Annotated in this window: 7 protein-coding genes; all 7 read left to right on the top strand. The window is 60.3% G+C overall.

Going from position 1 to position 12058, the window contains the following annotated elements; all coding sequences use genetic code 11:
* The first annotated feature begins 11 nt into the window (after window positions 1-11).
* The 7 genes from ACSEXS_RS02700 (at window position 12) to ACSEXS_RS02730 (ending at window position 12055) form a co-directional block, all read left to right on the top strand.
* On the top strand, window positions 12-2420 hold the full coding sequence (locus ACSEXS_RS02700) for a glycoside hydrolase family 95 protein (RefSeq protein WP_438433064.1): 2409 nt from the start codon (window positions 12-14) through the stop codon (window positions 2418-2420).
* Window positions 2421-2638: 218 nt separating this feature from the next.
* A complete protein-coding gene (locus tag ACSEXS_RS02705) occupies window positions 2639-4435 on the top strand; it encodes a sensor histidine kinase (RefSeq protein ID WP_438431646.1) in 1797 nt (598 codons plus the stop codon).
* 6 nt (window positions 4436-4441) lie between these two features.
* Window positions 4442-6037 (top strand): response regulator, encoded by a 1596-nt coding sequence (locus tag ACSEXS_RS02710; RefSeq protein ID WP_438431647.1) that lies wholly within the window; start codon window positions 4442-4444, stop codon window positions 6035-6037.
* 156 nt (window positions 6038-6193) lie between these two features.
* Window positions 6194-7156, top strand: coding sequence for an ABC transporter permease (locus ACSEXS_RS02715; RefSeq protein WP_438431648.1), 963 nt, complete (start codon window positions 6194-6196; stop codon window positions 7154-7156).
* 13 nt (window positions 7157-7169) lie between these two features.
* Window positions 7170-8066: a carbohydrate ABC transporter permease gene (locus tag ACSEXS_RS02720; RefSeq protein ID WP_438431649.1), complete on the top strand. Its 897-nt coding sequence runs from the start codon at window positions 7170-7172 to the stop codon at window positions 8064-8066.
* 127 nt (window positions 8067-8193) lie between these two features.
* Window positions 8194-9909 carry an ABC transporter substrate-binding protein gene (locus ACSEXS_RS02725; RefSeq protein ID WP_438431650.1) on the top strand — a complete coding sequence of 572 codons (1716 nt, stop codon included), beginning with the start codon at window positions 8194-8196 and terminating at the stop codon, window positions 9907-9909.
* Between the two features lie 115 nt (window positions 9910-10024).
* Window positions 10025-12055: a beta-galactosidase gene (locus ACSEXS_RS02730; RefSeq protein WP_438431651.1), complete on the top strand. Its 2031-nt coding sequence runs from the start codon at window positions 10025-10027 to the stop codon at window positions 12053-12055.
* The last annotated feature ends 3 nt before the right edge of the window (window positions 12056-12058 follow it).

A 12058-nucleotide genomic window follows, 5' to 3' on the forward strand; every position in this document is an offset into this window, starting at 1 on the left:
AATTGAAAGAAATGGATATCGATAACTCGGAAAGGCTGGAGCTGTGGTACGGCCGGCCTGCGGGGATATGGGAAGAAGCGCTGCCGGTGGGGAACGGTCGGCTCGGCGCAATGATTTTCGGCGGAGCTCGCCGGGAACGGATTCAATTGAACGAAGATACCCTCTGGAGCGGCTTTCCCCGCGATACCAACAATTACGAAGCCCTGCGGCATCTCGGCAAAGCCCGGGAGCTCCTTCGCGAAGGCCGTTTTGCCGAAGCGGAGAAGCTCGTCGAAGAGCGCATGCTCGCCGTCAACTGCCAGGCGTACCAGCCGGCGGGCGATCTGCTGCTCGAGCATGCGGGGGCGGACGGCGACGTTTTGCCCGTAGCGCCGGACGCGACCGACGAGCCGGACGCGGCATCCGGTGCGGGCTACCGCCGGTCGCTGGACCTCGATGCGGCGTTGGCTGTAACCCGCTACCGGATCGGCGAAGACGCTTTCGAGCGCGAGGTGTTCGCGAGCGCGGTCGATCAGGTGATCGTCGTCACCGTGCGCTCGCTCGGGAAGAGCCCCGTCGTGCTTAAGGCGCGGCTCGATGCCAAGCTGGGGCATATCCTGCGGCCGGGGGCCGGCGGAGAGCTCTTCCTCGACGGAGCGTGTCCGAGCCACATCGCGGACAACTATCGGGGCGACCACCCGCAGCCCGTGCTCCGCGAAGAGAACCGCGGCATCCGGTTCCGTTGTGCGCTTACCGTCGCGGAAGGCCGGGCCGAGCTCGCGGGCGGAGACGAACCGTGCCTACTCGCGCGGGGAGACCGCGAGGTGACGCTGCTCCTCGCGATCGAGACGAGCTTCGCCGGCTTCGACCGGATGCCGTCCGCCGGCTTCGAAATTCCGGCCGCGCGCTGCGCGGACCGGCTGAGCGCGGCGTTGGCTTATTCGCCCGCCGAGCTTAAGGATCGCCATCTGGCCGAGCATCGGCGCTTGTTCCGCCGGGTCAGCCTCACGCTCGGCCAGGAGAGCCAAGCGTCCCGCGAAGCGACGGACAAGCGCCTCGAAGCCTACCGGCAGGGCGCTGCCGATCCCGCGCTCGAAGCGCTGTATTTTCAATACGGGCGCTACTTGCTGATCGCCTGCTCCCGGCCGGGAACGCAGGCGGCGAATCTCCAGGGCATCTGGAACGAGCACATCCAGCCGCCGTGGAATTCCGACTATACCGTCAACATCAACACCCAGATGAACTATTGGCCGGCGGAACCGGCCAACCTCGGCGAATGCCATCTGCCGCTCTTCGACATGCTGGAGGAGCTCAGCGTGACCGGAGGGCGCACCGCCCGCATTCATTACGGCTGCCGAGGCTGGACGGCGCATCACAACGTCGACCTCTGGCGCATGTCTTCTCCCACCGACGGCTCCCCGAGCTGGGCCTTCTGGCCGATGGGCGGCGCTTGGCTATCGCTTCACCTGTGGGAGCACTACGCGTTTTCGATGGACCGCGAGTTCTTGCGGAGCCGCGCTTATCCGTTGATGAAGGGAGCAGCGCTGTTCTGCCTCGACTACCTCGAAGAGCAACCGGACGGAACGCTCGTCACCAACCCGTCGACCAGCCCGGAGAACAAGTTCCTCACGGAGGATGGCGAGCCGTGCAGCGTGTCGATGGCCTCGACGATGGACATGTCGATTATCCGAGAGCTGTTCGCCTGCACACAGGAGGCGGCCTCGCTGCTGGGTATGGACGAGGAGTTCGCCGACGAGCTGCGGCGGGCGGCGGAGCGGCTCGTCCCGTTCCGGGTGGACGACCGCGGCCGCCTCGCGGAATGGTTCCGCGATTTCGCGGAGAGCGAGCCGGGGCACCGCCACGTCTCGCATCTGTTCAGCCTGTATCCCGGCCGGCAGATCAACCGGCGCGACTGCCCCGAGCTGGCGCAAGCGGCGTCGAAATCCCTGGAGGAACGGCTTGCGAACGGCGGAGGCCACACCGGCTGGAGCTGCGCCTGGCTGATTAACCTGTACGCCCGGCTGCGGGAGGGAGAAGCGGCTCACCGCTACATCCGGACGCTGCTGGCCCGCTCTTCCTACCCGAACCTGTTCGACGCCCATCCTCCGTTCCAGATCGACGGCAACTTCGGCGGAACGTCGGGCATCGCCGAATGCCTGCTGCAAAGCCATCTCGGTGAGCTGGACCTTCTGCCGGCCCTGCCGCCGGAGTGGCCGGACGGTGAAGTTCGCGGGCTGCGGGCGCGGGGCGGCTTCGACGTCTCTCTCGCCTGGGAAGCGGGAGAGCTCGCGGAAGCCGATATTGTCTCTCTGGTCGGCGAGACCTGCCGCTTGACCGACCCCGGCGCCTGGATCGTGACCGGTCCGGACGGGTCCGCGCCTTGTCCGCCGGAGGGCTTCGCCACGGCCGTAGGCGGCAAGTACCGTGTGACCCCGGCCTGACGCGTTCTATCTCTTTTATCGATGTATCCTGACACGTCTTCCTTGGAACATCCGGCCGCTTCCTCCTACGTCCCGCCCGACTCTTCCGGCGCAATGGGGGAGGAGGCTCTTTTCTGGAAAAGGAATCCGACGGGTGAAGGCGATGCCAAGCTGGTATATACTGAATGCATCCGCTGCTTGCCTTTACCGGCAAGCGGTTACAAGAGATGGGAGAGGCCATGTATCGAAAGCTGCAAGGATTCTTTTTGAAGACCAACAACATCCGGCTGAAATACAAGCTCATTCTGTTCTTCATTCCGGTGGTGTTCGTCCCGGTCATGTTCGTCGGCAGCTACCTCACAGCGGAGTTTCGCCATACGGTGCTGGATCATGCGACGACGCAGACCTCCAACAATGTCGACCGGATCAAGTCGCGGGCCTATGAAATCTTGAAAATTCCCATCGACGTCTCCGGGCGGCTGATGGTGGACACGCGCCTCAGCAAGCTGGTCAACACGAATTATTCCAATCGCTACGACATTGTCCAAGCGTATTGGGAGTATCCGGACTTTTCCAACTACGCCAATCTGTTCAAGGAGATTACCACGATCCGACTCTACGTGGACAATCCTACCATTCTCGACAACTGGGAGTTCATCGTCCCCGACGAAGAGACGCTTCAAGCGCCGTGGTACCAGAAGGCGATGGCCAAGCCGTCCAGTCGGATCGACTGGGACTACATGAAAGAGGCCCAGATTCCCGGCTCACCGCCTGCCTTCCATTTGATCCGTAAGGTCTCCTTCGACAACGAGCGGATTGGCGTGTTTGCCGTTTCGATCAGCCAGGACGAGATGAATCTGATCGTCAGCCAGGAGCCGTTCGACTCGCTTTTGCTCGATTCGAAGGGAACGATCGTGGCAGCGAAGAACACCTCCTGGGTCGGCAAGAACATCAAGGAAATGGATTTTGCCAACGACTTGACCGGACGCACCAAGGGGACCTACGAATTCGATTTCGAGGGCAAGCCGTCGAAGATCATCATCGACGATCTGCTTCCCTCTGACAGCGACAACGGGCTGAAGATCATTTCGGTCTTCTCCATTGAGAGCATCATTCACGAAGCCAATAAGGTCAATCAACTGGGCACCACCATCATTCTGGTCAGCCTGGTGTTGGCGACGCTGCTCATCTACCTGTTCTCCTCGCTCCTGTCGAACCGTCTGCTCAACCTGAACAAATCGCTGAACAAGGTGGCTTTGGGCGATTTCAACACCAAGCTGGCCATTGACGGCCGCGACGAGATTGGGCAGCTCGCCCGCCAGTTCAACTACATGGTGGCGAATATCGCAAGGCTCATGGATGAAGTGACGGAGTCGAACGAACAGCGCAACCAGCTTATGCTGCACCAGAAGGAAATTAAGCTGAAAATGCTCGCCAGTCAAATCAATCCCCACTTCTTGTTCAACGCCCTGGAATCGATTCGCATGCGGCTGCACATGAGCGGCGAAACGGAGGTGGCGACCATCGTCCGCTTGCTCGGCAAGCTGATCCGCAAGAATCTGGAGATCGGAGCCAAGGATATTCCGCTGGAGGACGAATTCGAGATTATTCGCTGCTACCTGGAGATTCAGCGCTTCCGGTACGGGAACGAGCGCTTGAGTTATCGGCTGGAGCTGGAGACGGAAGGCCGCGAGCTGCGGATTCCGCCGCTGATTATCCAGCCGCTCGTCGAGAATGCCGTCATTCATGGGCTGGAACAGGTGGAAAAGGGCGGAGAGCTGACGATTCGCGCATACGTGCAGGAGAAGCGGCTGTTCGTCGAGGTGGCGGACAACGGCCTCGGCATGCTGCCGGAACGGCTGGAGGAGATCCGCCGGGCGATCGGCGAGACGGAGGACCGGCAGGAGCATCGCATCGGCCTTCGAAACGTAAACCAGCGGTTGGTTCTGACCTACGGGGAGACGAGCGGATTGATTATCGAGAGCGAGCCGGGCGAAGGAACCCGGATTTCCTTCTCGCTGCCGATAGGAGGATGAACACATATGTATAAAGTCATGATTGTGGACGACGAACCGGCGATCCGTTCGGGCCTCGCCTCACTCATCGATTGGAACACACTGGGGTTTGAGGTAACGGGAACGGCGGCCAACGGCCGGGAGGCTTTGGAGCGCTACCGGGAAGCCGCGGTCGATCTCATGGTGGTGGATATTCGTATGCCGGGCATGGACGGGCTGCAGCTTATTCAGGAGATCCGCCGCCAGGGCGGCTCCTGCCATTTCCTCATCCTGAGCGGCTATTCCGATTTCAACTACGCCAAGGAGGCGATCGGGCTCGGGGTCGACGGTTACATTCTGAAGCCCGTCGACGAGGAGGAGATGGCGGAGGAGCTGAGGCGGATCGGCTCGGCGATGATGCGGGAGATGGAGCTGGAGAAGCGCAGGCGGATCAGCGAGGAGATCTACCGCGAGCGGGTGCTGCAGGCTATCGTCGGCGGAGACGGCGAGCTTGACCCCTCCCTGAACCTGGATGCGCTGTTCGGGCGGACCGACACGGGCTACCAGGTGGTGCTGATCGCAGCGGACCTCCCGAAGGGGGAAGCGGTTCTCCGGCAGACGGCTGTCCGTCTGGCGGTGGACGGGGTCTTGCGCAGCCGTTCGGCGGGCTTCAGCTTCTTCGCGGACGGCTACCTGGGGATTCTGCTGCGGGAGGCGCTGCCGAACGGCCGGGCGCTGACCGACTTCTACCGCCAGCTTCACGCGGCGCTGGAGCCCGGCGGCATCCGCTTCTTCGCTTCGGCAGGAGGGCCCGCGTCCGACCCGGAGGGCATCCGCGCTTCGTTCCGGGAGGCGGTCCGCGTCGTGCAGAGCCGCTTCCTGCTGGAGGGCGAGACCATACACCTCTATCGGGAGGAAGAGCTCGGGCCGGCCTCCGGGGAAGAGACGCCGCTCTCGGAGGCGGTACTCCGGCAGATGGCGGACAAGCTGCTGTTCGCGCTGGAGCTGGGACAGGCCGACCGGGTGCAGGAGACCGTTCGGGAATCGGGTGACCGGATCCGCGCCTCGCGGAGAACGGCGTCCGGGATCAAGACCGATCTGGCGCATGTGCTGACGCTCACGCTGAACAAGCTGGCCACGCAGCAGCCCGGCTATGCCTCCTCCGTCAAGGAACGGATCGGAGCGATCCCCGACCTGCTCGCCAGTCCAACCTATCGAGAGCTGGTAAAGGAAGCGGCCCGGCAGCTTGCCGGACTCGCGTCCGAGATCGGGAATGCCAGCAGCGCGCCGGTCATCAAGCAGATCACCAGCTTCATCGAGCAGCATTACGGCGAGAATCTGAAGCTGGAGACGCTGGCCGAGCTGTACAATTACAACAGCGGCTACCTGGGGAAGCTGTTCCGGAGCGAGACCGGGGAGAGCTTCAACACGTACCTGGACCGGGTGCGAATCCGCCATGCCATCGAGCTGCTCGGCAGCGGGCTCAAGGTTCATCAGGTCGCCCGGCTCGTCGGCTATGCGAACGTGGATTATTTCCACAGTAAATTCAAAAAATATGTGGGCGAATCGCCCTCTACGTACAAGGGAAAGGAAGGACGGACGCATCCGGAGGGCTCCGTCCGCAGCGAGGATGATCGGGTTTAAGAAACCGCCCAAACGGGCGGTTTTTTACATGCCCTTTTGAAAGCGGATGCTGAAAGCGCTTATTTTGATATGATTTTGCCTTCAATTTTGCAGGTTTTTTCGCCCGCTTCGATTCGATAAGATTAATCCATGAAGAAGAGAGAAGGGGGATACCCGATGAAACCGCTACCAGCAAGCGGCTCCCTGCCATTGGATGGGAACCAGAAGCGCTTTTCCTTCTGGAGGAGAATGGTTCAACAGCGTTATTTGTACTTCATGTCAATTCCGTTCGTCATCTGGCTGTTCATCTTCAGCTACGTGCCGATCTGGGGATGGCTGATGGCCTTCCAGAAGTACAAGCCCGGTAAATCGATCATGAATCAGAAGTGGGTGGGGTTGGATAATTTCCGCCAGTTGTTTTCCGACGACACCTTCTACCTGGTGCTTCGCAATACGCTCGCGATGAGCGCCATGGGCCTGATCGTGGGCTTTACCGTTCCGGTTATCTTCGCGCTTCTGATGAATGAATTGCGCGGCCAGCTGTTCAAGCGGACGGTCCAGACGATCTCGTACCTGCCTCACTTCGTTTCGTGGGTCGTCGTGGCCGGCATCGTCACCAAGATGCTTTCCATCGACGGCGGCGCGGTCAATGACCTCTTGATGAGCCTCGGCCTCATTCACGATCCGATTCAATTCATGGCGAAGCCGCATTGGTTCTGGGGAATCGTCACGGTATCCGACATGTGGAAGGAAACCGGCTGGAACTCGATCATCTTCCTGGCGGCCATGACCGGCATCGATCAAGAGATTTACGAGGCGGCCACCGTCGACGGAGCCGGACGGCTCAAGCGCATGTGGCACATCACGCTGCCCGGCATTCGGCCGACCATCATGGTTATGCTCATTCTCTCCATCGGCAACCTGATCAGCATCGGCTTCGAAAAGCAGTTCCTGCTGCAGAACCCGCTCGTCACGGATTACTCCCGCGTCCTCGATCTCTATGCGCTCGATTACGGGATCGGCATGACCCGCTATTCCTTCGGTACCGCCATCGGGATCTTCAATTCGGTCGTCGGCGTCATCCTGGTGCTGACAGCGAACGGCATCTACAAGAAGGTTACCAAGGAAAGCGTCATCTAAGGGGGGATTCTCGATGCAAGCGAAGATCGGCAGAAGCCGCAATGAACATCTATTCGACATCATCCTGTACATCGTGATGATCCTGGTCTGTGTCGTCACCCTGTACCCGTTCCTGAACGTACTCGCCATATCGCTCAACGATTCCACCGATACGGTGCGCGGCGGCATTCACATCTGGCCCCGGAAGTTCACCCTGGCCAATTACGATACCATCCTGCGGTACCCGACCTTGATGATCGGCTTCCGCAACTCGGTCATCCGCACCGTGCTCGGTTCGGCGATCGGCGTCCTGAGCGCCGCCATGGTCGCCTATGTGCTTAGCCGGACGGACTTCCAGGCCCGGCGGTTGTTCTCTACGATGTTCGCGCTCACCATGTACTTCTCCGGCGGCATGATCCCGGGCTACATGCTGATCCGCAACCTTCACCTGATCGGCTCCTTCTGGGTCTACATCATCCCGGGCATCCTGAGCGTCTGGAACATGTTCATCATCCGCTCCTTCATCAACGGCCTGCCGTATGCGCTGCAGGAATCGGCCAAGATCGACGGAGCCAACGACTTCAAGATCTTCTACCGGATCGTCCTGCCGCTGTGCATGCCGGTGCTCGCCACCGTGGCGCTGTTCGTGGCCGTCGGCCATTGGAACGCTTGGTTTGACGCTTACCTGTACAATAGCACCAAGGAGCAGAACACCACGCTGCAATACGAGCTGATGAAGATTCTGCAGAGCACCACCCAGTCGAGCGACGCGGCCCATAATCCGAACGCGGCGCAGGCGCTTACGAAGGTTTCTCCGGAATCGATCAAGATGGCGATCACCATCGTTTGTACCGTTCCGATTCTGGTGGTGTATCCCTTCCTGCAAAAGTATTTTGTAAAAGGCATGACCCTCGGCGCCGTGAAGAGCTGATCGAAGGAACGGCGCCCATCGGCGGAAGCCGTACAACAAATTCGGATTTTCGCCGCCAGTTCGATATCTCCGGGGAAACCTGTGTGATATAGAGATTACCGATACCCAAAAGGGAGGCACACGTTACATGAAAGGAACAGCAGCGAAGCTTACCAGCGTTTTGCTCGTCGGATCACTGGCTCTCACCGCTTGCAGCAGCAAATCGGGCAACGAAGCATCTTCTTCTCCCAATGCATCCGGCGCAGCGTCGCCGGCGGCCAGCGCGTCCGCGGAACCGGTGAAGCAGATCAATGCCACGGTGTACAGCGCAGACCCCAACGCTTCTTGGAACAACATGCAGGACCGCGTCGGCAAAGTGATTACCGAGAAGACCGGCGTCTCGCTGAAGATGGATTTCCCGCTTAACAGCTCCTCCACCGACCAGAAGATCGCCCTCATGATCTCGGGCGGCGAATACCCGGATATGATCCTCCCGAAAGGCGACGCGGGCAAACTGGTTGACGCCGGCGCCCTGCTCGACCTTCGTCCGCTGATCGAAAAGTACGGTCCCAACATCAAGAAGGTATACGGCGACTACCTGAACCGCTTGAAATGGAGCGCCGACGACGATGCCATTTACATCCTGCCGAGCGCCGGAGTTGGCCAGAAAAACTTCGATTCGAGCGGCGGCTTCGAGCTTCAGCACCGCGTGCTGAAAGAGCTCGGCTATCCCCAGATGAAGACGGTTCAGGACTATGAGAACGCCATCAAGACCTATATCGCCAAGCATCCGACCACGGACGGCAAGCCGACCATCGGCATGTCGCTGAACGCCGGCGAATGGCAGATCCTGATCTCCACCACGAACCCGGCTTTCTATACGACGGGCGGTTCGGACAACGGCGAATTCTGGATCGACGACAACACCCACCAAGCGACATACCACTACCTGCGTCCGGAAGAGAAGGAATACTTCCGCTGGCTGAACCACATGAATGACATCGGCCTCCTGGACAAGGAAAGCTTTGTGCAGAAGTACGACCAGTATAAGGCCAAGGTCGCCACGGGCCGCGTGCTCGGAATCATCGACCAGACGTGGGATTACCAGGACGCCGAGAAGGCTTTGAAGTCCGAAGGCAAGTATGACCAAACCTACGCCCACTTCCCGATCACGATGAGCGAAGACATCAAGGCGAAAGATTATCAGGATACCGGGTATGTCGGCGGCTACGGCATCGGTATCACGGTTGCCGGCAAGGATAAGGCCGAGCAGCTGATCAAGTTCCTCGATTACCTCGCCTCCGATGAAGGACAGATTCTTCGCAACTGGGGCGTAGAAGGCACCGACTATAAGAACGAGAACGGCAAGCGCGTGATTCCCGATGACATCCAGACCCGTCGTGTCAACGACAATGCCGCTTATACCAAGGAAAGCGGCGTCGGCAACTATTGGGGGATTGCTCCGCAGTACGGCGACGGCGTCAACGACCCGACGGGCCAGCCGTACACGCTTAACTTCAAGGATCAAATCATCAACAACTACACCACGGCCGATAAGGAAACGCTGAAGGCTTACAATGCTACCACGTACATCGACCTGTGGCCGAAGCCGGAAGAATTCCCGGTCAAGGCATGGGGTGCGGCTTGGAACATCCCGGTGGAAACCGGTTCTGACCTGCAGATCCTGCAGAAGAAATGCGACGACATCATGAAGAAGCGCGTGCCGCAGGCGATCCTCGCCAAACCGGGCGACTTCGACAAGGTCTGGGACGAATTCATGAACGACCTGAACAAGGCCGGCGTGGAGAAGATGAACAAGCTGTACACCGATTTGGTTAAATCCCGAGTCGAGCTCTGGAAATAAGCAAGCAACCGAACACCGGTACAAGGAAGCCCGCAAACCCGGGCTTCCTTGTTTGCCGTTGGCGGGATATGATGAAAGCGCACAACAAACCGCATGCGGAAGAGGAGAGAAATCCATGATCAGCGACAAGCTGCCGAAGATCTGGTATGGCGGAGACTACAATCCCGAGCAATGGGATGAAGCGACGATGGAGGAAGACCTGCGGATGTTTAAGCTTGCCGGAATCGATGTGGCCACGGTCAACGTTTTTTCCTGGGCGAAGCTGCAGCCGGACGAAGACACGTACCGGTTTGAAGGGCTGGAGGCCATATTGGACCGGCTGCACCGGGAAGGCATCCGGGTGTGCCTCGCGACGAGCACCGGGGCCCATCCGGCCTGGATGGCGAAGCGATACCCCGATATCACCCGTGTCGATTACAACGGCATGAAACGCAAATTCGGCGGACGGCACAATTCGTGCCCGACGAGCCCGACCTACCGCACTTACGCCGAGCGGCTGGCAAGCAAGCTGGCGGAGCGCTTCAAGGACCATCCGGCGCTTGCCGCCTGGCATATTTCGAACGAGTACGGCGGCTACTGCTATTGCGACAACTGCGCCGAGGCATTCCGCGTCTGGTTGCGGAAGCGGTACGGGTCGCTGGACGCGCTCAACCGGGCGTGGTACACCGCCTTCTGGGGACATACCTTGTACAATTGGGACGAGATTGTTCCGCCGAACGGGCTGAGCGAGGAATGGGGCGGTTATCGGACCAACTTCCAGAGCATTTCCCTCGACTACCGGAGGTTCCAGTCCGAGGCTCTGCTCGATTGCTACCGGCTCGAATACGACGCGATCAAGCGGCACACGCCCGAGGTGGCGATCACGACGAATCTGATGGGGACCTACCCGGAGCTGGACTATTTCGCCTGGGCCAAGCACATGGACGTCGTCTCCTGGGACAGCTACCCGTCCCTGGATACGCCGGTCAGCTTGACGGCCATGACCCACGACCTCATGCGGGGGCTGAAGGGCGGCCAGCCGTTCATGCTCATGGAGCAGACGCCGAGCCAGCAGAACTGGCAGCCCTACAATTCTCTGAAGCGCCCCGGCGTCATGCGCCTTTGGAGCTACCAGGCCATCGCTCACGGAGCGGACACGGTGATGTTCTTCCAGCTCCGCCGGTCGATCGGAGCCTGTGAGAAGTACCACGGGGCGGTGATCGAGCATGTCGGGCACGAGCACACGCGCGTGTTCCGCGAATGCGCCGAGCTCGGAGCGGAGCTGGCCAAGCTTGAGGACAAGCTGCTCGACTCGCGGATAAGCGCCAAGGCGGCCATCCTCTACGACTGGGAGAACCGCTGGGCGGTCGAGCTGTCCAGCGGCCCGTCGGTGGCGCTGAAGTACGTCGACGAGGTTCATAAGTATTACGACGCTTTGTACAAGCAGAACATCCCGGTTGACCTGATTCCGGTCGACGCCGATTTGGAGAACTACGACCTGATTGTCGCGCCGGTCCTGTACATGGTCAAGCCGGGCATGGCGGACAAGATCGACGCCTTCGTCAAGCGCGGCGGCACTTTCCTCACCACCTTCTTCAGCGGCATCGTCGGCGAGACCGATCTGGTGACGACCGGCGGCTATCCCGGCGAGCTGCGCCCGATCATGGGCATCTGGGCGGAGGAGATCGACGCCCTGTTCCCCGATGCGAGCAACCGGATTGTCATGAAGGAGCCCTTCGGCCAACTGGCCGGAGCCTATTCCTGCGGTCTGCTGTGCGACCTGATCCATTCGGAGGGCGCGGAGGTGCTGGCCGAATACGGCAGCGACTTCTACAAGGGCATGCCGGTGATCACCCGCAACCGCCGCGGAGCGGGCGAGGCCTGGTATGTGGCCTCCAGTCCCGAGCCGGCTTTCCTGGAGGGATTGCTCGGTGGAATCTGCCGGTCGAAGGGCATGGAGCCGCTGATTGCGCCCTCAGAGGGAATCGAAGTGACCGAACGGCGGAAGGGAGACAAGACCTATACCTTCCTCCTCAATCACAATGCGGAGGCCGGCGAGGTGAAGCTGCCGGAAAGGCTCGCCGGAGCGACGGACCTCTTGACCGGACGCAGGTTCGACGGCGTCGCCGCCATTCCCGGCAGAGGCGTGCTTATCCTGGAAAAGTAGCCC

The organism is Gorillibacterium terrae (assembly GCF_051594785.1).
Taxonomy (GTDB): domain Bacteria; phylum Bacillota; class Bacilli; order Paenibacillales; family NBRC-103111; genus Gorillibacterium.

Coding starts and splice junctions, on each gene's coding strand:
- ACSEXS_RS02710 (WP_438431647.1), top strand. CDS start 4,442: ATGTATAAAGTCATGATTGTGGACGACGAACCGGCGATCCGTTCGGGC.
- ACSEXS_RS02715 (WP_438431648.1), top strand. CDS start 6,194: ATGAAACCGCTACCAGCAAGCGGCTCCCTGCCATTGGATGGGAACCAG.
- ACSEXS_RS02720 (WP_438431649.1), top strand. CDS start 7,170: ATGCAAGCGAAGATCGGCAGAAGCCGCAATGAACATCTATTCGACATC.
- ACSEXS_RS02730 (WP_438431651.1), top strand. CDS start 10,025: ATGATCAGCGACAAGCTGCCGAAGATCTGGTATGGCGGAGACTACAAT.
- ACSEXS_RS02705 (WP_438431646.1), top strand. CDS start 2,639: ATGTATCGAAAGCTGCAAGGATTCTTTTTGAAGACCAACAACATCCGG.
- ACSEXS_RS02725 (WP_438431650.1), top strand. CDS start 8,194: ATGAAAGGAACAGCAGCGAAGCTTACCAGCGTTTTGCTCGTCGGATCA.
- ACSEXS_RS02700 (WP_438433064.1), top strand. CDS start 12: ATGGATATCGATAACTCGGAAAGGCTGGAGCTGTGGTACGGCCGGCCT.